General features: G+C 69.3%; 19 protein-coding genes and 1 pseudogene. 9 read left to right on the top strand and 11 right to left on the bottom strand.

All coding sequences use genetic code 11. The features are described 5' to 3' along the window. Positions 1-71 precede the first annotated feature (71 nt). Positions 72-872 carry a TrmH family RNA methyltransferase gene (locus tag KL788_RS02120; RefSeq protein ID WP_293168052.1) on the top strand — a complete coding sequence of 267 codons (801 nt, stop codon included), beginning with the start codon at positions 72-74 and terminating at the stop codon, positions 870-872. Here KL788_RS02120 and KL788_RS02115 read toward each other — a convergent pair. The 5 genes and pseudogenes from KL788_RS02115 to KL788_RS02095 all read right to left on the bottom strand — a co-directional run bounded on the left by KL788_RS02115 (position 869) and on the right by KL788_RS02095 (position 8237). Beyond that, complete coding sequence (locus KL788_RS02115; protein ID WP_293168051.1) at positions 869-2959, bottom strand: alpha-galactosidase; 2091 nt, start codon at positions 2957-2959, stop codon at positions 869-871. The two genes, KL788_RS02120 and KL788_RS02115, sit on opposite strands and share 4 nt — an antisense overlap. 41 nt (positions 2960-3000) lie before the next feature. Next, a pseudogene (locus KL788_RS02110) lies at positions 3001-4329 on the bottom strand (ABC transporter substrate-binding protein). Between the two features lie 77 nt (positions 4330-4406). Beyond that, entirely contained in the window at positions 4407-5315 is a 909-nt protein-coding gene (locus KL788_RS02105; protein WP_293168050.1) for a carbohydrate ABC transporter permease, read from the bottom strand. After that, positions 5312-6208 (bottom strand): carbohydrate ABC transporter permease, encoded by an 897-nt coding sequence (locus KL788_RS02100; RefSeq protein ID WP_293168048.1) that lies wholly within the window; start codon positions 6206-6208, stop codon positions 5312-5314. The genes KL788_RS02105 and KL788_RS02100 overlap by 4 nt, the downstream gene beginning before the upstream one ends. Continuing rightward, on the bottom strand, positions 6198-8237 hold the full coding sequence (locus tag KL788_RS02095; protein WP_293168046.1) for a beta-galactosidase: 2040 nt from the start codon (positions 8235-8237) through the stop codon (positions 6198-6200). Before KL788_RS02095 ends, KL788_RS02100 begins: the two co-directional genes overlap by 11 nt. Positions 8238-8438: 201 nt before the next feature. Here KL788_RS02095 and KL788_RS02090 point away from each other — a divergent pair, with 201 nt between their 5' ends. Next, positions 8439-9461, top strand: a complete 1023-nt coding sequence (locus KL788_RS02090) for a LacI family DNA-binding transcriptional regulator (RefSeq protein WP_293168044.1) — start codon at positions 8439-8441, stop codon at positions 9459-9461. A 16-nt stretch (positions 9462-9477) separates the two neighbouring features. Next, positions 9478-10728 (top strand): D-alanyl-D-alanine carboxypeptidase family protein, encoded by a 1251-nt coding sequence (locus tag KL788_RS02085; RefSeq protein ID WP_293168042.1) that lies wholly within the window; start codon positions 9478-9480, stop codon positions 10726-10728. Here the strand turns inward: KL788_RS02085 and KL788_RS02080 are convergent. Beyond that, the gene (locus KL788_RS02080) at positions 10725-11492 is read right to left on the bottom strand and encodes an SGNH/GDSL hydrolase family protein (RefSeq protein WP_293168040.1); all 768 of its coding nucleotides are present in this window, start codon (positions 11490-11492) and stop codon (positions 10725-10727) included. The two genes, KL788_RS02085 and KL788_RS02080, sit on opposite strands and share 4 nt — an antisense overlap. A 76-nt stretch (positions 11493-11568) precedes the next feature. Here KL788_RS02080 and KL788_RS02075 point away from each other — a divergent pair, with 76 nt between their 5' ends. The 5 genes from KL788_RS02075 to KL788_RS02055 all read left to right on the top strand — a co-directional run bounded on the left by KL788_RS02075 (position 11569) and on the right by KL788_RS02055 (position 17093). Continuing rightward, complete coding sequence (locus tag KL788_RS02075) at positions 11569-11826, top strand: GlsB/YeaQ/YmgE family stress response membrane protein (RefSeq protein ID WP_293168038.1); 258 nt, start codon at positions 11569-11571, stop codon at positions 11824-11826. Positions 11827-11909: 83 nt separating this feature from the next. Next, positions 11910-13163 carry a DNA polymerase IV gene (locus tag KL788_RS02070; protein ID WP_293168036.1) on the top strand — a complete coding sequence of 418 codons (1254 nt, stop codon included), beginning with the start codon at positions 11910-11912 and terminating at the stop codon, positions 13161-13163. Positions 13164-13236: 73 nt separating this feature from the next. After that, a complete protein-coding gene (locus tag KL788_RS02065; RefSeq protein WP_293168034.1) occupies positions 13237-15009 on the top strand; it encodes a DEAD/DEAH box helicase in 1773 nt (590 codons plus the stop codon). Between the two features lie 30 nt (positions 15010-15039). Beyond that, the gene (locus KL788_RS02060) at positions 15040-16122 is read left to right on the top strand and encodes an alanine racemase (RefSeq protein ID WP_293168032.1); all 1083 of its coding nucleotides are present in this window, start codon (positions 15040-15042) and stop codon (positions 16120-16122) included. Next, positions 16119-17093, top strand: coding sequence for a CPBP family intramembrane glutamic endopeptidase (locus KL788_RS02055; RefSeq protein WP_293168030.1), 975 nt, complete (start codon positions 16119-16121; stop codon positions 17091-17093). The genes KL788_RS02060 and KL788_RS02055 overlap by 4 nt, the downstream gene beginning before the upstream one ends. Here KL788_RS02055 and KL788_RS02050 read toward each other — a convergent pair. The 5 genes from KL788_RS02050 to KL788_RS02030 form a co-directional block, all read right to left on the bottom strand. Continuing rightward, entirely contained in the window at positions 17004-17825 is an 822-nt protein-coding gene (locus tag KL788_RS02050; RefSeq protein WP_293168028.1) for a DUF1206 domain-containing protein, read from the bottom strand. The genes KL788_RS02055 and KL788_RS02050 overlap by 90 nt on opposite strands. Before the next feature lie 115 nt (positions 17826-17940). Then, positions 17941-18468: a GNAT family N-acetyltransferase gene (locus KL788_RS02045; protein WP_293168026.1), complete on the bottom strand. Its 528-nt coding sequence runs from the start codon at positions 18466-18468 to the stop codon at positions 17941-17943. Positions 18469-18497: 29 nt separating this feature from the next. Beyond that, on the bottom strand, positions 18498-22064 hold the full coding sequence (locus tag KL788_RS02040; protein WP_293168024.1) for an error-prone DNA polymerase: 3567 nt from the start codon (positions 22062-22064) through the stop codon (positions 18498-18500). Between the two features lie 42 nt (positions 22065-22106). After that, positions 22107-23687: a DNA polymerase Y family protein gene (locus KL788_RS02035; RefSeq protein WP_293168022.1), complete on the bottom strand. Its 1581-nt coding sequence runs from the start codon at positions 23685-23687 to the stop codon at positions 22107-22109. After that, positions 23687-24457, bottom strand: a complete 771-nt coding sequence (locus KL788_RS02030; protein ID WP_293168020.1) for a hypothetical protein — start codon at positions 24455-24457, stop codon at positions 23687-23689. Before KL788_RS02030 ends, KL788_RS02035 begins: the two co-directional genes overlap by 1 nt. 305 nt (positions 24458-24762) lie before the next feature. Between KL788_RS02030 and KL788_RS02025 the strand changes: the two genes are divergently transcribed. Beyond that, positions 24763-25026, top strand: a complete 264-nt coding sequence (locus KL788_RS02025; RefSeq protein WP_293168018.1) for a hypothetical protein — start codon at positions 24763-24765, stop codon at positions 25024-25026. Positions 25027-25047: the final 21 nt, after the last annotated feature.

Here is a 25047-nt window from a genome sequence, read left to right as displayed (position 1 = left end):
GCTCTGGTTTCGGATATGTTTCCGGAGGCTGGCAGGGCGACTGGTGGCCACCGAGCAGAGAGCGGGCATCCATGCACATCGTGCACATCACGACGCTCGACGAACCCGCCCTCGCCGACTACGCGCGTCTCACCGATGTGGCCCTGAGGCGTGTCACCGAACCCGAGGGCGGCCTGTACATCGCCGAATCGATCACCGTGATCGGCCGCGCGCTGCGGGCTGGGCACCGACCGAGATCGGTGCTCACGAGCGAGCGCTGGCTGCCCGAGCTGCAGGCGCTGCTGGGCGACCACGACGTCACGGTTTACGTCGGCGCGCCCGGGTTGCTCGAAGAGCTCACGGGGTTCCACCTGCACCGTGGGGCCCTCGCGAGCATGCACCGCCCCGAGCCGCTCGACCTGACGACGCTGCTGCGGGATGCTCGGCTGGTGGTCATCGTCGAAGACGTCATGGATCACACTAACGTCGGCGCGATCTTCCGCTCGGTGGCGGGCCTCGGCGCGGATGCCGTGCTCGTCACGCCGCGCTGCGCCGACCCGCTCTACCGCCGCAGCGTGCGCGTGTCGATGGGCACCGTGCTGCAGGTGCCCTGGACGCGGCTGCCGGAATGGGACGAGGCCGTGCCGGTGCTGCACGAGGCTGGGTTCACGATCGCCGCGCTGGCCCTTGCTGATGACGCCGTCGGACTGCGCGACTTCGCGGCGACGGCACCCGAGCGCGTCGCGATCGTCGTCGGTGCGGAGGGCGACGGGCTGAGTCGGGCTGCGCTCGACGCGGCCGACGTCGTCGTCACCATCCCCATGGCGCACGGCGTCGACTCGCTCAACGTCGCGGCCGCGAGCGCCGTGGCTCTCTACTCGTTGCAGACCTAGTCGACCGCGATCGCGCGCAGCAGCAGGGCCTGCTCGGGCGCGAGCAGTGGCACGGGCAGCCCGAGATCGGCAAGCAGGCGGCCCGTGATCGTGATGCCGCCCTCGGCGAGCCACGCGGGGGGAGAATCCTGCACCGTGCGCGGCGCCCCGCCGACCGCGAGTGGTTCGATGCGATAGCGACGGTCGGGGTCGAGCCCAGGAAACCGCAGGGGCGGGGGCACCGACACCGGCGCCGTCGCGAGGGTCACGAGGGCGATCAAGGCCTCAGCGTCGTCTGGGGCGACAAGTCCGTGCACGTAGCGGTCGTCGACTGCTTCGTCGGTGCGCACCGTGCGACCCGAGATCAGCAGCGGGCGCAGCAGCTTGACGGTCGCGACCCACTCGCGCAGCGCGTCGAGCTGGGCGGCATCGGCCGTCGTGATGTTCCACTCGATGCCCGCGCTGCCGAAAATCGCCGTGGCGAGCCGGAACGAAAGGTCGTGCGTGCGACCCGTGATGTGGGCGCGCGGGGCGCCGACGTGGCCGCCCATCATCTCGGGCGGCATGAGCAGCCCGCTGTACCGCTGGATGCGCTGGCGGTCGAGAGCGTCGTTGGTGTCGCTCGTCCAGAAGCGGTGCACGCGGCTCGCCATGCCCAGATCGACGCGCGCGCCACCCGATGCGCAGCTCTCGATGGCGACGTGCGGAAAACGGGCGGTGAGGTCGTCGATGAGCCCGTAGACGGCTCGAGTGTGAGCCGCTGCGGTGCCTGCGTGCTGATCGCGGTTATGGTCCCACTTGAGAAAGGCGATGGGGTACTCGGTGAGCAGCGCGCTGAGCGCCTCGAGCACGTGGCCCCGCGCGGCAGGCACGGTCAGATCGAGGGAGTGCTGAAAGCGCCAGGTAGGGGGATGGTGGGTCTCGGTCTCCGTGGACGTTTCGGCGAGCATCCACTCGGGATGCTCGCGCGCGAGCCGCGACTCGGGGCTCACCATCTCGGGCTCGACCCACAGCCCGAACTCCATGCCGTGGGCGACAACCGCGTCGGCGAGCGGGTGCAGGCCGGAGGGCCAGCGCTCAGGGTCGACCGTCCAGTCGCCGAGAGCGCGGCGGTCGTCGGTGCGGCCCGTGAACCAGCCGTCGTCGAGCACGAAACGCTCGATTCCGAGATCCGCCGCGGCATCGACGAGAGGCAGCAGCGACTCGAGGGCATGGTCGAAGTAGACCGCCTCCCAGGTGTTGAGCACGACCGGCCGGTGCGTCGGGGGAGTCAGGGCGCGCACGAAAGGGTGCAGGCGGTCGCTCAGGCCGTCGAGGCCCTCGCTCGACCAGGCAAGCATGGTCTCGGGCGCGGTGTAGGTCTCGCCTTTACCCAGCACGACCTCGGCCGGGTCGAGCAGCTCGGTGGCGAGCAGGCGGCGGTGGCCCGTTGGCAGCGACTCGACGCCCGTCGTGCTGTTGCCGCTCCAGGCGTGGTGCATCGCCCACACTTCGCCGGAGCGGAAGCCGAAGCCGGGCGTGCCGAGCACGGTGAGAAAGGGCGCGTCGTGGCCGGGGCGGCCTCGACGCTGGTCGCGCAGGTGCAAGCCGTCGCGCACGGCACCCCGCTGCGGCATCCGCTCGCCCGCCCAGACGCCCGTGAAGTCGAGCAGGTCGCTCGCTCGTGCGGGAACCGGCAAGGTCGCTGCGAGGCGATGCAATTCGACGCCTTCGGGGGCCTCGGCGCGGGCATCCAGGCCGATGACGAGCACGCCCTGGGGCGTCAGCCGGGCGTGCCAGCCGACCGTGAGCAAGGGGCCGTCGTCGTCGTGCACGACCAGCTCGATCGACACGGAACTCTCATCGAGCTGTGACAGCCCGGTGCGACGGATGCGCAGCGGCAGGCGGGCGGGCCCGCTGGCCGAGCGGTGGGCGATGAGAGCCGGGAACCCGCTCCAGCCCTCTGCGGGGCCGGCGAGAATCGACGGCACGAGTGGCAGATCAGGCGAGCTGGGGGCGACCGCGGGTAGTGCGGTCGCCACCTGCTCGAGCATGAGCGGCTCGACCGATCCGAGGTCGTGACCCCAGTGCGCGAGCCGTGGCACGGCCGTGCCGCGGGCGTCGAGCACGAAGCTGACACCCGCGGCACGGAGGTGGAGAAGCGAGATACCTACTCCTTGACGGGAATCGAGGCCGCCTTGAGGGCTGCGATCGTGGAGGCCTGACCGGCGGTCAGGGCTTCCAGGAGCGTACCGTTGCCCGAGACGGCTCCGGAGAAGCCGTCGGCGACATCGTTGTAGACCTGCGTCATCGTCGGGCCCCACGTGAAGTCGGGGTTGACGTTGTTGCCGGCCTCGGCGAACACCTCGTAGATGTTCTGACCGCCGTAGAACTCCACACCCTCCGAGAACGCGGGCAGGTTGGCGCCCTCGATCGTGGCGGGGTAGATGTTCGCCGTGCGGTTCATCGCCGTGAGCGCGTCAGCATCGGTGTTCAGCCACAGAGCGAACTGCGCGGCCTCGTACGGGTGGTCAGAGCCCTTGAGCACGGCGGTGGTCGAGCCACCCCAGTTGCCCGCTGCGCTCGCGCCGGCCTCCCACTGCGGCATCGGGGCGACTGCCCAGTTGCCGGCCGTGTCGGGCGCACCGCTCGCGATGGTGTTGGCACCCCAGACGGCCGAGACCCAGGTCCACAGCTCGCTCGAGTTGTACGCGGCGTTCCACTCGTCGGTCCACGGCGGGTACACCGCGACGAGGTCGTTGTCGATCAGGCCCTGCCAGTACTCGGCCACCTGAGTGGTCTCGGCACCGGTCAGGTCGACCGTCCACCCGTCGGCGTCGTTCGAGAACCACTGGCCGTCTGCCTGCCACACCAGGCCTGCGAAGGCGTTGATGTCGCTCTGCGAGAAGTTGTTGATGTAACCGCCCTGCTCACGGATCTGCACGGCTGCTGCCTCGTACTCCTCCCACGTGGTCGGAATCGCGATGCCCGCAGCCTCGAAGAGGTCAGCACGGTAGAACATGGCCATGGGGCCGGTGTCTTGCGGAATCGCGTAGACCGCGTTCTCCTCGCCGAAGGTGACCTGGCTTCAGGTCCAGCCCACGAACTGGTCTTCTGCTTCGAGGATGCCTTTGCAGGCCGCGATGTTCTCGAGCCCGTCTTGCACGCGGAAGTTCGGCATCGCGTCGAACTCGATCTGACCCAGGTCGGGCGCGTTGCCGGCCGCGAGCTGGTTGAAGAAGTTCTGGTAGGTGCCGCCGTTGCCGTTGGGGCCGGTCTGCACCTCGACCTGAATGTCGGGGTTCTCGTCGTTCCAAATCGCCACGGCCTCTTCGACGCCGGGCAGCCAGCTCGTGAAGGTCAGGGTGACCGGTCCGTCAGAGGGAGCGCAGTCGCCGCTCGCGCCGGGGGCGTCGGTGCCGCCGGTCGCGCAGGCCGTGAGTGCGAGCGCGGAGATGGCCGCAACGGCCCCCGCACGCGCGAATCGCGTGATCGCCATGCTGTGTTCCTTTCGGTTGGTGGTGCTGGTGGTGGTGCTCCGCTCGACCGCGCTGCGGTCGAGGGCCTGCCGGCGGCTCACTTGAGACCGCCGTTCGCCAACCCCGACTGCCAGAACCGCTGCAGCGCGAGGAAGGTGACGATGAGGGGGATGATCGACAGCAGCGACCCGATGACGACGAGCGCGCGGATGTCGGGAATCTGGCTGACCTGCGTGTTCCAGACGTAGAGGCCGAGCGTGACAGGGAACAAGTTCTCGTCGCGCAGCATGATGAGCGGCAAGAAGAAATTGTTCCAGATCGCCACGAACTGGAAGAGGAAGATCGTGACGAGCGCAGGTGCCATGAGGCGCGTCGCGACGGTGAAGAAGGTGCGCACCTCGCCGGCGCCGTCGATGCGTGCTGCCTCGATGATCTCGTCGGGCACGCTCGCGGCCGCATAGATGCGCGAGAGGTACACGCCGAAGGGGCTGACCAGGCTCGGCAGCAGCACGGCCCAGATGGTGTTCGTCGCACCGGCCTGACTGAAGAGCAGGAAGAGCGGCAGGGCGAGCGCAGTGGCGGGCACGAGCACGCCGCCGAGGATGACGTTGAAGAGCGTCTCGCGACCACGGAAGGTGTACTTCGCGATCGCGTAACCGGCCATCGCGGCGAAGAGCGTAGCCAGCAGTGCTCCGACTCCCGCGTAGAGCGCACTGTTGGCGAGCCACTGCAGGAAGACTCCGTCACGGTAGGTCACGAGCGCCGCGATGTTGTCGAACAGAGCGAAGTCGGCGAACCAGAGCGGGTTCGTCGTGGTGAAGTCGCTGCGGGTCTTGGTCGAGGCCACGAGCAGCCACCAGAGCGGCGTCAAGAAGTACAGCGTGGCCACGATCATGACCGCCATGGCGACCGTGCGCGACACCGCGCTCTCGCGGATGCCGCCGTCGCGAGCGGGCTTCTTCGCGCCCTGCGTGCGCAGCGTGCGGGTGTCAGTCGATTCGGTCATGATGTGGTCCTCCGCTGCGTGAGCTTGAGCACGGTGAACGAGAGCACGAAGGTCGCCAGTGCGAGCACGACCGACATGGCGGCGGCGAGGCTGATGTTCGGCACCGACGCGGTGGAGTAGATCGTGAGGTTGGGGGTGAAGGTGCTCGTGACGGCGTTCGAGAAGCTCTGGAACACCTGCGGCTCGGCGAGCAGCTGCAGCGTGCCGATGATCGAGAAGATGCCCGTGAGCACGAGAGCGGGCACCACGAGGGGGATCTTGATCGAGAACGCGATGCGGAACTGGCCCGCGCCGTCGAGTCGAGCCGCCTCGTAGATCTCTTGAGGTATCGAGAGCAGGGCTGAGTAGATGATGAGCATGTTGTAGCCGACATACACCCACGTGACGACGTTGGCGATCGACCACAGCACCGTCTCAGCCGACAGGAAGTCGACGGTCGACGTCACCGCCGTGAAGGGCGACAGGTTGGGTGAGTAGAGGAAGCCCCACATGATCGCCGCGATGACGCTCGGCACGGCGTAGGGCGCGAAGAACGCGAGGCGGAAGAACTTGGTGCCCCGCACGAGAGGCGAGTCAAGTAGCAGGGCCAGGAGCAGCGCGACGCCGAGCATCACAGGCACCTGCACGACCCCGAAGAGCAGCACTCGACCGATGGATGCCCAGAACGGCTCGTTCTGGAACACCGCAATGTACTGGGTCAACCCGCCGAAGACCTGCACCGCCGGGCCGAAGGTGCCCTCGCGCTCGACCGTCAGCAGCGACTGATAGATCGCGTACAGGATCGGCACGAGGTAGAAGAGCACGAACAGCGACCCGAAGGGGATGAGGAAGACGGCGAGCGCCTTCTTGTGACTGACGGCGTTCGAGGCCTTGACGGCAGTGTCACGCGCCACGATCGCTCCTCTCTGACATGACGACGCGCACCGAGCCGCCGGCTAGCGGAGTGGCGTCATCGACCGTCTCGCCCGAGACCAGGTCGAGACCCGCGACCGGCACCGTGAGGGGCAGGTCGCGATGATTGATGATGAAGGTGAAGTCGGCGGAAGGCGAACGCCTGGTGACGATGTCGACATCGAAACCCACCTCGACGATCGGAACGTCGGAGTCAGCGCACAAGCGGCGCAACAGGGCGAGCAGCCCGTCGTCGTCGAGCATGGTCGCGGTGTACCACGCGGCGCCCGAGCCGACAGCCCGACGCGTCAGAGCGGGGGATGCTGCGGCCGGCCCGTCGACGAAGGTCGCGATCACCTCGGCATCGGCCACGCGCACCGACTCGCTCCAGATGCTGCCGCGCGCACCGGAGGAGAGTGTCACGGTGGCCTCGGCGGCGAGCGGACGGAACTCGTCGATCGTGAGCCCGAGAAAATCGCGGAAGGCGCCGGGGTAGCCGCCGAGGCGGATCGCGTCGCTCTCGTCGACGATGCCGCTGAAGGGCGTGACCAGCACGGTGGCGCCGGTCGAGGCGGCGTGCGCGATCGACGCGGCCTCAGCATCCGTCAGCGTGTAGAGGGTCGGCACGACGACCAGGTTGTAGCCCGACAGCTCGGCGTTCGGCGCGACGAGATCGACAGTCACGCCCAGGGCGCGCAGGGCGCGGTGATAGCGGTGCGCCTCGGGCAGGTAGCGCAGCAGGCTGCTCGGCTGCGAGTCGCCTTCCGCGGCCCACCACGCCTCCCACGAGAAAACGAGAGCAGCGCGCGCGTGAACGCGCGAGCCGACCACCGGGGTAAGCCTGTCGAGCAGTGCTGAGAGCTCGATGCTCTGCGCCCAGCCCTCTCCGGCCGTTCCGCTGTGCGGCAGCAGTGCCGAGTGGAACTTCTCCGCGCCGCTGCGCGATGCCCGCCACTGGAAGAAGCAGATCGAGTCAGCACCGCGGGCCACGTGTCCCAGTGCCGTGCGCACCAGTTCGCCCTCGCGCTTCGCGTGATTGACCGGCTGCCAGCTGACGGCGCTCGTCGAGGTCTCCATGAGCATCCACGGCCCTCCCTGCGCGAGCCCGCGCGTGAGGTCGGCGCTGAACGCCAGCTCGGCCAGTGGGTCGGCGAGACGGTGGTCGAGGTAGTGGTCGTTGGCGATGAGGTCGAGCTCTGGCGCCCAGTCGGTGTAGTTCTGCGTCTGGATGTGCGCCGTGACCATGAGGTTCGTGGTGACGGGAGCCTTTGAGCGCTCGCGCAGCACGGCAGCCTCGGCCCGGTAGTACTCGAGCAGCGCGTCGGAGGAGAAGCGCTTGAAATCGAGCAGCTGCGCCGGGTTGCCTGCTGAACGCGTGGTGCGGGGCGGCAGCACGTCTTCCCACACCCCGTAGCGCTGGCTCCAGAACGCCGTGCCCCACGCAGCGTTGAGGTTCTCGAGGGTGCCGTACCGGGCGCGCAGCCAGGTGCGGAACGCCATCGCCGACTCGTCGCAGTAGCACAACGCGTTGTGGCAGCCCAGCTCGTTCGACACGTGCCACAGCGCCACAGCGGGGTGAGAGCCGAAACGATCGGCCATGGCGGTGACGAGCTCGAGCGCCCTCTGCCGGAAGACCGCAGAGCTCGGGCACCATGCCTGTCGCCCCCCGGGCCACGCGACGGTGCCGTCGGCGGCCTGCGGCAGCGTCTCGGGATGCAGGCGCGCGAGCCACGGAGGCGGCGAGGCTGTGCCCGTGCCGAGATTCACGCGGATTCCGGCTGCGTGCAGCAGCTCGATGATGCGATCGAGGCGACTGAAGTCGAAGGGGCCGGGCTTCGGCTGCAGCTGCGCCCAGCCGAAGATGTTGATGGCGACCAGGTCGACGCCCAGTTCGCACATGAGGGCGATGTCGTCGTGCCAGACCGCCTCATCCCACTGCTCGGGGTTGTAGTCGCAGCCGAGGGTGATCGTGCCCGTCGCCCAGCCCGGCACGAGCGTCAGCTCGCTGCTGAGGGTCAGGGGAGTGGTCACAGTCCGTCCTTCCGGGGCGGGTCAACATCGTCGTTGCTCCGAACCCCCTCCCCTGGGAGCGTGCACAGATCGATGTGACCTGTTGCCCGGGTGGGTTTTCTGTGAGCGCTCACAGAGTAGACAGACCATCGCGCTCCTGTCAACACTTCGTCGACCGGTGCGCCACCGTCGGCCCCCTCGCCGCCTGGTTACACTGAGCGCGTGTCCGATTCGTTGACCCGACTCAAGCGCGCCACGATCTTTGACGTGGCGGCAGAAGCGGGCGTGTCGCGAGGCACGGTCTCGCGCGTGCTGAACGGCGAACCCTACGTCTCAGCAGCTGCTCGAGAAGCGATCGAGGCCGCGATCGCGAAAGTCGGATACGTGCGCAACACGGCCGCCCGTAATCTCGCCAAGCAGTCGTCCGGGGCGATCGCGCTCATCGTGCACGAGCCCGACTCGGTCTTTATCGACGACCCGAACATCGGGGCGATTCTGCTCGGCGCCAACGCGGCGCTCTCGTCTGCCGATTATCAGCTCGTCTCGTTGCTGATCGACACCGACCGCGACTCTGAACGCGTGACGGGGTACCTCGGCGGCGGCTTCGTCGACGGGGCCATCATCGTCTCCGCGCGCGAGGGCGACCCCATCTCGCAAGCCATCGCCGATCTGCGTCTGCCCGCCGTGATGATCGGTCGACCCGACAACCAGCCTCAGCTGCCCTGGGTCGGCATCGACAACCGAGGGGCCGCCCGCGAGATCACCTCGCGCCTGATGGCCACGGGCCGTCGTCGCATCGGCATGGTCGCTGCTGGCCTCGATCGCGACAGCGGCCGCGATCGCCTGGCCGGGTTTCAGGATGCTCTCGGTGCCCGTTTCGAGAGCGCTCTCGTCTCGCAGCAACGCTTCTACACCTATGCGGCAGGAGTGGCCGGCATGCGCGAGCTGCTCGAGATCGCCCCCGACATCGACGGCGTGTTCGCGGCCTCAGACGCGGTCGCGGCGGGAGCCATGGAGACTCTGAGATCGGCTGGTCGGTCGGTACCCGCAGACGTCGGCATCATCGGCTTCGACGACAGCTCGTGGGCGCATCGAGCACAACCCGAGCTCTCGACGGTGCGCCAGCCCGCCGGCCAGCTCGGCGCGCGGGCCGCCGAACTCGTGCTCGAGCAGGTGCGCTCGGGCGCACCGACCGATCAGGGCGTGATGCTGCCCACGGAGATCGTTTGGCGCCACTCGGCGTGATGGTGTTCGACAGGCGATGACAGAGGCGCAGACGGTCCGGCGACGACGGGCGGGTGCGGTAGCGGCTGCGGCCGTCACCGCAATGGTGCTGGCGGCCTCGACCTACGCGGGCTTCGCGCTGCTGGCCCCGCTCGAGCCGATCGAGCCGCAGATGCTCGAGCTTGAGACCGTCGCGACGCCTGCTGCCGAAGTCGCGCTGCCGAGTTACGGCGGCAGTGCGATCGGCGATGCCGAGAGTGATCATCTCTTCGCCGGCGTCGATGTCGACACGCCGCGTCCGATCGCCTCGTTGACCAAGGTGATCACGGCGCTCGTGGTGCTGCACGAGCATCCGATGGAAGCGGGAACCGACGGTGCGACCCTCACCTTGACCGCAGCCGATAGCCGACTCGTCTCGCGGTACGCGGCCATCAACGGCACGACGGCACCGGCTCCGGCCGGCGGCACGATCACCCAGCGGGCAGTCATCGAGCTCATGATGGTGCACTCGGCGAACAACTATGCCGAGACGCTCGCGGTATGGGCATTCGGTTCGGTCGACGCCTACCTATCTGCGGCTCGCAGCTGGCTCGATGAGAACGACCTGATGGGCATCAGCGTCGCAGATACGACCGGGTTCTCGCCCGAGAATCGCGCGAGCCCGCGCTCACTGCTGCGGCTCGCTCGCATCGCCACGGCTGATCCGGTGGTCGCTGCCGCTGCCGCGCTGCCCCGCGTCGCGGTGCCTGGCATCGGCAGTTTCGAGAACCGCAACCTGATCATCGGCGTCGACGGAGTCTCCGGGCTGAAAACAGGCACCCTGCGTGCCTCGGGCTCGTCGCTGCTCTTCTCGGCCGAGCACGCGGGGCCGACCGGCGAGCATCGAGTCGTGGGCGTCGTGCTGAACGGCCCTGACGGACCGCGCGTCGCCGCAGACGCCCGAGCGCTCTTGCTGAGCGTGCGCGACGACTACCACGAGGTAGAGCTGGTCCCTGAAGGTTCACTTGTCGCGCGCTATACCTCTCCGTGGGGCGACATCGCCGAGGTGCGCACCGCCAGCGGGGTAGACGACGTGGTGTGGGGCGAGATGGTGTCGGTCGTGTCAGCGCGGGCGTCTGACCTGCAGCCCGGAGTGGACGTCGACGACGAGCCGACTCTCGAGGTGCGCTATGCCAGTGAGCGCGTGCGCGTGCCTCTGCAATGGATCGGGACGATCAACGAACCACCGCTCGACTGGCGTCTCGCGCAGCCCCTCAAGGAGCTCATCGCGGCGCTCGGTGTCGGTTAGTCCGGCAGAGTCGGCCGCTTGGGGCGCACGAGGTCACCCGACGATTGGTGGCGAATGCGCCTGACCACCCACGGCACGAGGTACTCACGCGCCCACCCCATGTCATCGCCGCGCGCCGAGCGCCACGAGCGCACCGGCAGAGGCTCGGGGTGCAGGGGTTCAAGATCATGCGCGACACCGAGAGCGTCAAGCGTCATGATCGCGATCGTGTGGTGGCCCAGGGGAGAAAAGTGCAGGCGGTCGGGCGCCCACATCTGCGGGTTCTTGAGCTGGCGCAACGCCCACATGTCGGCGACGATCGCGTCGTGTTTGGCTGCGACGTAGCGCAGGTTCTCGTTGTAGATGGCGACTTTGCCGCGCACGCGACGCAGCACCGGGGTCATGCCGATGTCGGGGCCGTTGAACATGACGACCGTGGCGCCGTTCGACCGCAGTCGGCCGATGGTGTCATCGAACAGCTCAGCCACCTGGTCGGGGTCGGTGCCCGGCCGGATGATGTCGTTGCCTCCGCCCGAGATAGAGATGAGGTCGGGGCGCAGCGCGAGCGCAGCATCCACCTGCTCGTCAGCGATCTGCTGCAGGAGGCGACCGCGAATCGCGAGGTTCGCGTAGGCGAAGTCTTCGGTGCGCTCGGCGAGCACCTCGGCCACGCGGTCGGCCCAGCCGCGGGTGCCCCCGGGGCTCTGCGGCTCGGGGTCTCCGATGCCCTCGGTGAACGAGTCGCCGATCGCCACGTAGCGCGACCACGGGTGAAGCTGAGGCATAGCCATAGCCTGTCAGACCTATCGCCCCCCGCGCACGCTGTGCCACAGTGGAACACCCCAACGAAAGGAGAAGCCCATGGGCTTTCTCGCATTCCTCCTCCTCGGCCTCATCGCCGGCGCCATCGCGAAGGCGATCTTGCCGGGCAAGCAGGGTGGCGGCTGGATCTCGACCCTGATCCTGGGTGTCATCGGCGCCTTCGTCGGCGGCTGGATCGGCAGTCTGCTCGGTCTGGGCTCGGTCGACGAGTTCTTCAGCATCGGCACCTGGTTGCTGGCCATCGGCGGTTCGATTCTGGTGATTCTCGTGTGGGGCCTCATCACCCGCAAGCGCTAAGTCTCATCCGCACCGCGAACGCCCCTCGCGTCTCTGCCGACCGTCAGCGCACGGTGACAGGATGGCCGCGTGGGGCGTTCGTCATGAGCAAGCAAGACGGTAGCGGTCGGCTGGTCACCTCGACCCCGACCGCTGACCTCAGCGCGCACATTCTGCACCTCGACATGGACGCCTTCTTCGCCTCGGTCGAGCTGCTCGACCGGCCCGAGCTGCGCGGTCACCCCGTCATCGTGGGACACCGCGGGGCCCGCTCCGTCGTCACTGCCGCCACCTATGAAGCCCGTCGCTACGGCGTCAACTCGGCCATGCCGATGGCAGTCGCTCTGCGACGCTGCCCGCACGCGGTCGTGCTTGAACCGCACTACGAGCGCTACACCGCGGCGTCGAGCGCGGTCATGGGCATTCTCGGTGACGTGACGCCTCTCGTCGAGCCGCTCAGCATCGATGAGGCGTTCCTCGACGTGGCGGGAGCGGTCGGCCTCTTCGGGCCGCCGTACGCGATCGGCACGGCGCTGCGAGCGCGCATCCGCGCCGAGACGGGTCTCGTCGCCTCGGTCGGCGCCGCTTCGACGAAGTTCGTCGCCAAGCTTGCGTCGGGCCGTGCCAAACCCGACGGCCTGCTCGTCGTGCCCGCGACCGCGACCCTCGACTTCTTACACCCCCAGCCGGTCACGGCGCTCTGGGGAGTCGGCGCGGCTTCAGCTCAACGACTCGAGAGGCTCGGCCTGCGCACCATCGGCGATGTGGCCGATGCACCGCTCGACGCCCTCACCCGCGCTCTCGGGCCGGCCAATGCTGGGCACCTGCACGCTCTCGCGAACGGGCGAGACGCGCGCTCGGTGACTCCGGAACGTCTCGAAAAGTCGATCGGTCACGAGGTGACCTTCGAGCGCGACATCACCGATCGCGCCACGATCGACCGCGAGCTGCTACGACTGGCAGACCGGGTCGCCGAACGGCTGCGTCGCGGCGGCTGGGTGACCCGCACGGTCTCGGTCAAACTGCGCTTCGGCGACTTCGAGACCATCACGCGCTCGCAGACGCTCGCTGAGCCGACGGATGTCGCGCAGCGCATCGCGACCGAAGCGCGCGCCCTCTATGCGGCGTCGCCCGTCGTCGGTCGTGGCCTGCGACTCATCGGCGTGCGCGCCGAGAATTTGCTGCCGACAGGCGCCGTCGCGCGTGGGCTGTGGGACGACGACGAGGGATGGCGCGAGGCCGAAGGAGCCATCGACGCGTTGGCAGAGAAGTTCGGGCGCGGCGCCGTGCAGCGGGCATCCCTGCTGCGCGACCCTTCGCCTCGGCGCGGAAGCGTGCCCAACGGCGGGGGCGACTGACGCGATCCGCGCGACGGCGACTCCTGCCGCACCGCCCAGCGACGTCGGAGGGCTGGGCTAGCATCAAGGTCTCGTGACTGCTTCTTTCCGCCGTGCCCCGCACGTGGGCACCTTCGCCGCGGAGCACCTGTCACCCGCGTATCCCGAGCGCGCCGCACGCGGCACGGCCGACAGGCTGAGGGCCTGGCAGGCCGAGGCTCTCGATCAGTACTTCGAGACCGAGCCTCGCGACTTTCTCGCAGCGGCGACCCCGGGTGCCGGCAAGACGACCTTCGCCCTGCGACTCGCGGCCGAGCTGCTGGCGCGCCGCACCGTCGAACGCGTCATCGTCGTCGCACCCACCGAGCACCTGAAGCGGCAGTGGGCCGACGCGGCGCATCGGGTGGGTATCCGTCTTGATCCGGCGTTTCGCAACTCGTCACGCCTGATTCCGCGCGCGTTCCACGGCGCAGCGGTGACCTACGCGCAAGTCGCCGCACAGCCCTTCGTGCACCGCGTGCTCGTCGAGCAAGCGACGACGCTCGTGATTCTCGACGAGGTGCACCACGGCGGTGACGCCCTCAGCTGGGGCGACGCCATGCGCGAGGCGTTCGGCGGCGCCACCCGCAGGCTCTCGCTGACGGGCACGCCGTTCCGCAGCGACACGGCGCCAATTCCCTTCGTGAGCTACGTGCCCGACGCCGACGGCGTGCGCCTCTCGCAGACCGACTATCAGTACGGCTACGGGCGCGCGCTTCGGGACGGCGTCGTGCGGCCCGTCATCTTCCTCTCGTACGGCGGCCGCACGCGGTGGCGCACGACCACGGGCGACGAGATAGAGGCCGTGCTCGGCCAAGACGACACCGCAGACATCACGGCCCAGGCCTGGCGCACGGCGCTCGACCCCGGCGGCGAGTGGATAAGCGGTGTGCTGCGAGCGGCCGAGACTCGGCTGACTGAAGTGCGGCATGCGATTCCGGATGCAGGCGGCCTCGTCATCGCCACCGACCAGGCGACCGCGCGGGCCTATGCAGAACTGCTGGCCTCGATCGCGGGGGAAGAGCCGGTCGTGGTGCTGAGTGACGAAAGCGGCGCGTCTGCCCGCATCGCCGAGTTCGCAGAGTCGGAAGCACGCTGGCTCGTCGCCGTGCGAATGGTCTCCGAGGGCGTCGATGTGCCGCGGCTCGCGGTGGGCGTCTACGCCACGAGCGCCTCGACGCCGCTCTACTTCGCGCAGGCGATCGGGCGGTTCGTGCGCGCCCGCCGACGCGGTGAGATCGCATCGATCTTCGTGCCGAGCGTGCCGAGCATCCGTCGACTGGCGAGCGAGCTCGAGCGCGAGCGCGACCACGCGCTCGACCGGGCGAGCGATGAGCTGCTCGACGATGCCCTGCTCGCGGCGGCCGAGCGGGAGGAGAAGGCGAGCGAATCCGAACTCGCCGAGTTCACGTACCGGGCGCTCGAGTCGAGCGCGATGTTCGACACCGTGCTCTACGAGGGCGACACCTTCGGATACCTCGCGGAGGTCGGCAGCCTCGAAGAGCTCGACTTTCTCGGCCTGCCCGGCATTCTCGAGCCTGACCAAGTGCGCGAGGTGCTGCACGCCAGGCAGCAGCGCCAGTCGCGCCGCGCGGCCGAACGGCCTGCCTCGCAGCCGGCACCGCAAGCGCTCTACCGTTCTCTCACTGAGCAGCGGTCGCTGCTCAACAGCCTCGTCGGTCTGCGGGCGAAGCTCACCGGTCAGCCGCACGGGCACATCCACGCCGAGCTGCGGCGGCAGTGCGGCGGGCCCGCGGTGGGCCAGGCGACGGTCGCCCAGCTGCAGGCGCGCATCGACACGCTGCGTCGGCAGCTGCACGGCACGTAGGCACCCAGCTCGCCGCGGCATGATGGGGGAGTGCGTGATACTCCCTACCTCGCCGTCGACGAGCAGCTGTTCGAGGCGAACCTCACGGCCATGGCCGAGCACGCCCGCCAGCTCGGGGTCGCACTGCGCCCGCACGCGAAGACGCATAAGAGCGCCGAGGTTGCGCGGCGTCAGCTTGCGCACGGTGCGGTCGGACTCACCGTCGCGACCGTCAGCGAGGCCGAGATCTTCGCCGACGCCGGGTTCGACGACCTGTTCATCGCCTACCCGATCTGGGCTGAAGGGCCCCGCGCGCCTCGCCTGCAGGCACTAGCTGGTCGTGTGCGGCTGCGTGTCGGCGTCGACTCGATCGAGGGGGCGCGGATGCTCGCGCACGCGGTCGCGAGTGGCGAGCATCCCGCACCGCTCGCCGTCGCGGTCGAGGTCGACAGCGGCCATCACCGCACGGGAGTCGCACCCGACCAGGCCGGCACTGTGGCCGCCGCGGCCGCCGAGTACGGTCTACGGGTCGATGGGGTCTTCACCTTTCCGGGGCACTCGTATGCCCCCGAGGCGCGGGCGAGCGCGGCCCACGACGAAGCGCTCGCGCTCGAGATCGCGCGCGAGGCGCTGCTCGGCCTCGGCCTGGCGTGCCCGGTCGTGAGCGGCGGCTCGACACCCAGTGCCGACGCCGCCGAGGGGCGGGCGAGCGGGGGCGTGCTCACCGAGTTGCGGCCCGGGGTGTACCCGTTCTTCGACGCGCAGCAGTGGGAGCTCGGCACGGCCGGCCCTGGTCGCATCGCACTCACCGCCGTCGCAACCGTCGTGAGCGTGCGCGGCTCGCGCGTCGTCGTCGATGCGGGCAACAAGGTTCTCGGGGCCGATCGCGCGGGGTACGCGAGCGGCTTCGGGAGACTGCCCGCGTCGCCTGAGGCCCGCATCGTGGCACTCTCTGAACACCACGCGACGATCGAGTTCTCGGCCGCCGATGCGGCGCCCGCTCTCGGCTCGCGAGTGCGCATCGCACCCAACCACGTCTGCGCGGCCATCAACCTCGCCGACGAGCTCGTCGTCGAGCAGAACGCGCGCGAGGTGACGGTCTGGACCGTCGATGCGCGCGGGGCCAACACGTGAGGGTTCAGACCCCGGCCGTCGGGCGCCGTTACCACGAGGCTCTGAGCGAGCCTCGACGACCCTGGTGGGTCGCCACTCTCGCACTGCTCACCTTCGCGGGTCTCGTGGTCATGGTCAGTGTGCTGTTGTCATTCGCGGCCCTCGAGATCGATCTGCGGCTCGGTCTCTCGACGCTCGACAGCGTCGCTGACGGTTCGATCGTCATCACACCGACGGTGTTTCTCGCGAACAACCTCGTGCTCGCAGCGCTCATCCCGATCTCGATGCTGTTGCAGTGGGCGTTCTTCGGCGTGCGCCCGCGATGGATGCTCTCCGTCACGGGCGCATGGCGCTGGCACCTCGTGCGCCGCTCGGCACTGTTCATCGTGCCGATCTTCTTGCTCTACACCGGGGGTGGGCTCGCTCTCGCCACGGTGTCGCTCATCGAGCAGCCGCCCAGCGGCACGACGATCGCCCTGCTCGTGATGATCGTGCTGACCACTCCGCTACAGGCGGCGGGCGAGGAGTTCGGCTTCCGCGGCTTCCTGACCCGCACGGTCGGGTCGTGGTCAGACCGACCAGGAGTGTCGTTCGCACTGGGCACGGCCACGGCATCGATCGTCTTCGCCCTCGTGCACCTCGCGGCCGACCCCTGGCTCATCGCCTACTACCTCGTGTTCGCAGTGTCGATGTCACTGATCGTGCGCGCGACAGGCGGGCTCGAGATCGCGGTGCTGATCCACGCACTCAATAACGTGCTGCTGCTCGGACCTGCCGTCGTGCTGAGCTCGCTTGAGGAGTCGTTTGACCGCGGCGTCGGCTCAGCAGGGCCGCTCGCGCTCGTACCGATGGCCGTGATCGCGATCATCACGCTCATCGTGCTGCGCTGGGCGCCTCGGCAGCTAGATGTTCGAGCGACGCGCACGAACGAAGCAGTACAGCCCGTAGACGATCAGGCCGAGGGCGACGAGTATGAGCATGATCGCTCCTAGCGGCAGCTCGGCGACTGACCGGAAGGCCTCGTCGAAGCCGCCTGCTTCTGAGGGGTCGACCGTGACCGCCGTGATGACGAGCAACACACCAACGGCTATGAGAGCAACACCCTTCGCGATGTAGCCGACGGTGCCGAGCACGATCACGGCCTTGCCGAGGTCGCCGCGCGGAGTGCGGATGTCGTCGAGAAAGGTGCGGCGCACTCCTTTAGCGATGAAGAAGCCGCCCACGGCGACGACGCCCGCGCCGGCGGCGATCAGCGCAGCGATGCCGAGCGGAGACTGCACGAGAAACGTGCTGACCTCGCGTACGTCGGAGTCGGTGTCGACCCGACCGCCGAGACCGATCGTGACGGCGGGCACGGCGAGGGCTCCGTAGGCCAGCGCTTTGGCGAGCATGATCAGACCGCGCTTCCAGTCGCGTGGGAGCAGATGCTCGAGCACGGCTTCCAGCAGCATCCAGAGAGACAGTGCCGCGAGACCTGCGGCCAATACCCAGATGAGCACGATGCCGCCGGGGGTCTGGGCGACTGCCCGCAATGCGCCGCCTGGGTCGGCCTCGTCGGCGCCGACTCCGAGGGCGACCGAGATAGCGAGCACGCCGATGAGCACGTGCAGCAGACCATTGACGGCGAACCCGGCGCGAGCGGCGCGTTCGAACCATGAGCTTTCGTGCACCTTGTCGACCTTCGCCACGGCACGCTTCACCGTCTTCTTCACGTCGTCGACCATGTGCCCAGGGTAGGTCTGCGACGTGGTGCTGCCCATGCCTTGACCGAGCCTCCGAGAGCGGCTAGCGAAGGAGCGGCGATGCAGCCTGACGCGTAGGCACAGGTGTTGCTGGTCGTCAGTCGAGCGTGCGCATCAGTGCGACGCGCGCATGCCCCGGACCGTCGTAGTCGGCATAGGCGGTGACGCCTTCGATCTGCTGGTCGCCGTGCGTCGTGAAGCCCAGGGCTTCATGGAAGGCCTGCGAGCCGCGATTCGCCGGGCTGGTGATGGCATCGACTCGAGTGCAACCGATACCTCGGGCGGCGGAGAAGAGCCTCTCGTAGAGACCGGCGGCAATGCCTCGACCGCGCCACTGCGGATCGACGCCGACGAAGTGGATATATACCCGGTCGGGGTGCGTCGCCGAGTGGAAAGCGATGAGGAAGGCGGCGAGATGAGGGCCGCTTCCCTCGTTGGTCACCTCGACGACCTCGCTGAGCACCGTGAAGTGCTGGAAGAACAGTCGCGGTAGCAGCAGGCCCAGCTCGGGCGCCTGCGGTGTGCCCCACCACTCGCCGACTGCGGCGATCACCGGCAGGTGGTCGCTCTCGCGCAGCGGCCGGCTCGTGAAGCCGGCGGGAAGTGCGGGCGGGGAGTTCATCATGAGTCGATCGTAGGGTTTCGCGCAAACGGCTAGCGGAAGTCACGGCTCGGCATCGTGACGCGCAGTGGCAGCGACTCGACGCGGTCGGCGACGATGTTGACGACGCCCTCGGGTGAGCGCTCGAGCGTGCCCCGGACGATGAGGGCGCGGCTCTCGCGCACCGTGCGGCGGTAGCGGCCCCACAGCCCGACCGAGCAGATGACGTTGACGAGGCCCGTCTCGTCTTCGAGGTTGAGGAAGGTGATGCCGCTCGCGGTCGCGGGCCGCTGGCGGTGGGTGACGACGCCCGCGACCTCGACGCGACGCCCCGGCTCGGCCTGCCGCAGTTCGCGCGAGCTCAGCACGCCGCGTTCGCGCAGCAGAGCGCGCACGAAGCGCACGGGGTGGTCGCCGGGCGCGATGCCCGTCGACACGAGGTTCGCGACCATGACCTCGTACTCGTCGAGGTCGGTGAACAGCGGCGGCTGCACGGCCGTGACCACCCCCGGCAGATACTCGGGCCGGGCCTGCGCCGCCGCACCCGCCGCCCACAGCGCCTCGCGCCGTGACAGGCCGAGCACGTCGAAGGCGCCGGCGGTGGCCAGCGCCTCGACTTGGGGCCCCGTGAGCCCGGTGCGGTAGACGAGCTCGGTGAGGTCGCGGAACGGGCCGCCCCGATCGCGCTCGGCGACGATGCGCTGGGCCGTCGGCCGACCGATCCCGGTGACCTCGGCGAGCCCCAGCCGCACCGCGAGCTCACCGTCGCGGCGGTGCAGCGCGCAGTCGGCGAGGTAGCCGTTCGTCGACGCGGGCTCGAACTCGGGCACGGGCGGCTGCTGGCGGTGGATGCACTGCTCGAGGCCCGTGGGCGACGCGCGGCGAGCATCCGCAGCCACCGGTTCATGCGCTGACGCGGCCACCAGATCGATGCGCTCGAGCCCGGCCTCGACCCCCGACCGCAGGATGCACGGCGTGCGCACCTCGACGCCGTGACGTTCGGCGTCGGCCGTGAGACTGGCGGGCGCGTAGAAGCCCATCGGCTGGGCGCGCAGCAGTGAGGCGAGGAAGACGCCCGGATAGTGCAGCTTGATCCACGAGCTCGCGTAAACGAGCAGCGCGAAGCTGATGGAGTGGCTCTCGGCGAAGCCGAAGTTGGCGAAGGCCTGAATACGGCCGTAGATCTCGTCGGCGAGTTGGCCGGTGATGCCGTTGCTCGCCATGCCGGCGTAGAGGGTCTCGCGCAGAGAGTCGATGCGCTCGAGGCCGCGCTTGCTGCCCATCGCGCGCCGCAGCAGGTCGGCGTCGTCGCCCGTGCAGCCGCCGACCGCCATCGCCACTTGCATCAGCTGCTCTTGAAAGATCGGGATGCCGAGGGTGCGCTCGAGCGGCTCGACGAGCTTGGGGTGGTCGTAGGTGATGGGCTCGTGCCCGAGCTTGCGGCGCACGAAGGGGTGCACGGCGCCGCCCTGAATGGGGCCCGGCCGCACGAGCGCAATCTGCACGACGAGGTCGTAGAACTTGCGCGGCTGCAGGCGCGGCAGCAGACCCATCTGCGCGCGGCTCTCGACCTGGAAGACGCCGATCGAGTCGGCGCGGCAGAGCATGTCGTAGGTCGCCTGCTCCTCTTTCGGCAGGGTCGCGAGCTCCCACTGCTCGCCCAGGTGATCGCGCATCAGGTCGAACGAGTACTGCAGGGCGGCGAGCATGCCGAGGCCGAGCAGGTCGAACTTGACGAGGCCCATCCAAGCGCAGTCATCTTTGTCCCACTGCAGCACCGTGCGGTTCTCCATGCGCGCGTGCTCGATCGGCACGATCTCGCCGACGGGCCGGTCGGTGAGCACCATGCCGCCCGAGTGGATGCCCAGATGCCGAGGGTAGGTGAGCACCTGCTGCGCGAGATCGACGACGGGCTCGGGAATGTCGTGGTCGTCGCTCGAGAGCACCGCGCCCCAGCGCTCGACCTGCTTGCTCCAGGCGTCTTGCTGACCGGTGGAGTAACCGAGCGCGCGTGCCATGTCGCGCACGGCGTTCTTCGGCCGGTAGCTGATGACGTTCGCGACCTGCGCGGCGTTGCGGCGTCCGTACTTCTCGAAGACGTACTGGATGACCTCCTCCCGCCGATCAGAGTCGAAGTCGACGTCGATGTCGGGCTCTTCGTCGCGCAGGGCCGACAGAAAGCGCTCGAACGGCAGCTGATAGCCGATCGAGTCGACCGCCGTGATGTCGAGCAGGTAGCAGACGGCCGAATTGGCTGCCGAGCCGCGGCCCTGGCAGAGGATGCCGAGCCCGCGGGCGTACTGCACGATGTCGTGCACGATGAGGAAGTAGCCGGGAAAGTCTTTTTGCTCGATCACCTCAAGCTCGCGTGCGATGCGGGCACGGTCGGCGTCGCTGGCCTCGGGATACTTGTGCGGCACAGCCGCCCACACGAGCTCGCGCAGCCAGCTCATCGGAGTGTGGCCGGGCGGCACCTCCTGCTTCGGCAGGTTCGGCTTGGCCTGCCGCAAGCTGAAGCCGAGCTCGGTCGCGAGTTCGACGCTGCGCGCCACGGCCCCGGGGTACCGCGCGAACAGCCGCTGCATCTCTGTGCCGCTGCGCAAGTGCGATGTACCGGCCGCGGGCAGCCAGCCCTGCATCTCGTCGAGGCTGCGGCGCGCGCGCAGGGCGGCGAACGCGGTCGCGAGGGGGTACCGCGCTGGAGTCGCGTAGTGCACGGCGCCCGTCGCGACGACCGGCAGCCCGCGCTCGGCGGCGAGAGCGGCGAGCACGTCGTTGTGCACGGTGTCGAGGGGGCGGCCGTGATCGAAGAGCTCGATGCAGACATTGGATGCTCCGAACCGGTCGACGAGCGCGTCGAGCTCGGCGCCCGCCGCGGCGATGTGGGCGCGCGTCGGCCGCGCGCGGGCGACGCCATCCGAGAGAGCACCGTCGTTGCCCGCGCGCCTGGGCTGTGCTTGTTCAAACAGCCGACCTTCCAAGGCCGACCGCACCGCGCCCTTGCGGCAGCCGGTGAGGATCATCCAGTGGTCGCCAGCCGTCGCATCGCCGCCGCGGCCCGCGTGCTCGGCGAGCACGTCGAGGTCGTAGACCGGGCGGCCCTTCTCGGCGCCCGCGAGCTGAGCGTCGGTGATGGCGGCGGCGAGGCGGTGGTAGCCGGCCTGCCCGCGCGCGAGCACGAGCAGGTGGGTGCCCTCGGGGTCGGGCACGCCCTGCTGCGGGCCGGTCAGATCGAGCGAGAGTTCGGCGCCGAACACCGTCGTGATGCCGTACGGCTCGGCCGCTTCGGCCATGCGCACGACGCCGTAGAAGCCGTCGTGGTCGGTCATCGCGAGCCCGGTCAGCCCGAGCCGCGCGGCCTCTTCGAGCAGCTCTTCGGGGCTCGAGGCGCCGTCGAGAAAGCTGAAACTGGAGTGCGCGTGCAGCTCGGCGTAGGGCACGATCGTTGCGGGGTCGGGCTGCTCGATACCTCGACGCTGGTAGGCCCCGCGCTTGTGCGACCACGCGGGGGAGTCGCCCGCATCGCCCCCGAGCGGCGGGCTCGAGCCGGGGCGCGAGCCCTCGCGCAGGTTGCGCTCGAACTCGCTCCACGGTATCGGCGGGTTGTGCCAGCCGGCCATCAGCGCGACCCCGCCGTGCGAGTGCGCTCAGCCGATGCGCACTCAGTCATAGCGCGCCTCGGCCCACCAGCTGCTGCCCTCGAGCACGAGCAGCCAGGCGATACCGGCAGCGTCGACCACCTGCAGACGATGCAGTCGCCGGCGACGGATGCTCCACCACTGCTCGTCGAGCGGCCACGGCCCCGCCCACGAGGTCACGGGCCGTGTCGTTCCGCCCGCAGCGGGGGCGAACCCGGCGGGGGCGGCGGAGAGCCGCATTCGGTCATCGATGCCGACCGGGGCACCCAGCGCGTCGACGACCGTGACCGCATGCCGCGAGGGGAATACGGTGCTGGGCGCCGGTTGCGGCAGGGCGCCGGGCCAGGGCCGCTCGACGGGCCGGGTGATGACGGCGCGGTCACCCCAGGGCACGAGCACGGATCGCTCGGCGAGCGTGCGACCGCCCGTGCGCTGCGCGGTGAGCACGGCCTCGTGGCCGAGCAGGCTCTGCACGCGCGAGAGGGCGTGGTGCACGCGCTCATCGGGGGCGCTGCCCCACAGCCCCGGCTCGTGGTGGGCGAGGTCGTCGACGCTCTCAGGCACGATGCGCACGCGGGTGATGGCCGACCGCAGACCTGGCCCGCGGTCGGCGTCGGCTCTGGTTCCGGCGGTGCGCGTCTCGCCGCTGAGCTGCCAGCGCACGCGGTCGACGATCTCGCTCGCGCGGAACGATCGCGGGTGCAGCCACGCCCGCTCGGTTTCGGTGCCGTGCTCGTCGCGAAACCCGATGCGGATCGCGGTGGCGACGAGCAGCCGGCCGGTGAGGCTCTCGACGAGGTCGTCGGCGAGCTGCCGCACGGCGAAGGCGAGCTGGTCGACGCGATCGAGGGGCGGCTCGAGCTCGAGCACGCGCTCGAGGTCGGGCGGGGGAGTACGGGGCACGAGCATCGTCGCATCGGCCGCACCCGCGAGGGCGTGCCGATGGGCTCCGGCTGCACCGAGGCGGTCGCGCACGGCGTCGGCGGGCAGTGCGGCGAAGTCGCCGAGCGTGCGTACCCCGAGCCGCCCCAGCAGCGTCGCGAGGTCGGGGTCGCCGAGCGTCGTCACCGAGAACGGGGCGAGGAAGGGTGCGGATGCTCCGCTCGCGACAATCTGCACCCCACTGTTCTGATGCGCATCGGAGGGCGCCACCGTGCGCGCGGCGAGCTCGGCCGCGAAAGTTCCGTCGGCGATGCCGATGCGCGTGTCGACCACGTCGTCAGCCCGCACGGCCCCGCGCAGCGCCAGTGCTGCGGCTTTCTCACCTCCGTAGTAACGGGCAGGCCCGCGCGCGGCGAGGGCGAGCAGGCCGGGGCGCACGACCTGCACTCCGGCGACGAGCCCTTCGACGACGTCGATGAGCGGCGCGAACAGCCGATGGTCGCGCCCCTCATCGAACGGCACGACAACGAGACTCGTGCAGAGCGACTGGGCTTCGCGTCGACGCTGCCCCGCGCGCACTCCTTCTGCCCGCGCGGCAGGCGAGCACGCGACAACCCGGTTCGCCGCCATGACGGCGATCGGTGCGCCCGCCGCAGCGAGCCCGTCGCGCACGGCCGCGATGACGGGCCAGTCGGGCACCCACAGCACGAGCGTGCGCTGCATCAGCCGACCTGCCTCGCGAGCTCGGGCGAGCCCTGCCAGCGCTCGCGCGCCCGGTCGGCCGCGACGCCCCGATCGAGGCGACGGATGCCCAACTCGGCATCCGGCATCATCAACCGTCCGCTGCGGGGTCGGCCGCCGCGCTTCGAGCTCACGGTTACCGTCACCTCTCGCTCACTGAGATAGCCGTGGCCATCGCCCAGCCCCGACCAGCGGCTCTCGGTGAGGCTGATCATGGCTTCGGCCTGGGGCCACGGCCCGAGCACGAGCAACGTCGAGCCGCGCTCGCGCAGCCGCCCGGCGAGCTTGGCGATGGCGCCGTCGCTGGCCGCTCGCCCGGGGCGCACGACGACGATGCCGAGCGCATCCGCAATAGATGCCGTTACCGTCAGCCACGCATCGCCCGGATGCGGCACGAGCACGAGCCGGTCGAGGTCGATGCCGACGCTCTCGGCGGCCTCGACGCCGAACTCGGGCATACCGATAACACCGCACCACGAGCCCGCTTGCGAGGGGCCGGCGAGCAGCGCCATGACGAGCGCGCTCGAGGGGCTCAGCGCGTATGTTGCGCCCTCACGCAGCCCGCCGTCGGGCAGCAGGTCGGCGAGCGCCTCGTGGGTGGGCATGAGCCGCGAGTCGAGCCGAGTGCGTTGCAGCGCGTCGATGCGGGCCTGCAGCGCCTGCACGGTCTCGACCGACTGGATGTGCGACTGCCCATCGCGCGCACCCGCCCCGCCGAGGTCGACAGCGGGGGAGAGCGCGAGTGCGGGCATCTCTCCATGATCGAACATACGTTCGAATATGGCAACCTGCACCGACATTCACCCGGCGTGTCGCGAACACCCTCCGCAGACTTCAACGGATGCGGAAGAACACGAACCTGCATCACGAAGTTCCGCATCCGTTGAAGCTTGTCGATGCCGCACATCTGACACGGACGAGCACGGCCATTCGCGCTAACGTTTCAGCGTGCTGATCGTGCTGCGCGGCAATTCAGGCTCCGGCAAAAGCACGATTGCGCGACCGCGGGCATCCCCTCGTCCTCGAGGGAATCTTCTCTGCACCGAGCTACCAGCGGATGCTTGAGCGGCTCGCGCAGGCGGCAACCGTTGCGTACTTCTTCGCTTTTGACCTCACGCTCGAAGAGACATTGCGAAGGCATCGCCACCGCCCGCAGGCCCTCGAATTCGGCGAAGACAAGATTCGAGACTGGTACCACGGCTGGCAACCACTCGACTTCGTCGCCGAGCATCGCATTACAGCTGACGAGACTGCCGAACAGAGCGTCGAACGAGTTCTGCTGACCTGCGGACTGCCGGTTAAGGACCTTTCCGCACCCTGAGCAGTTCCTCCGCATCCCGCC

This window comes from Microcella sp., assembly GCF_019739195.1.
Classification (GTDB): Bacteria; Actinomycetota; Actinomycetes; order Actinomycetales; family Microbacteriaceae; genus Microcella.
This window is presented reverse-complemented; position numbering and strand designations above follow the sequence as displayed.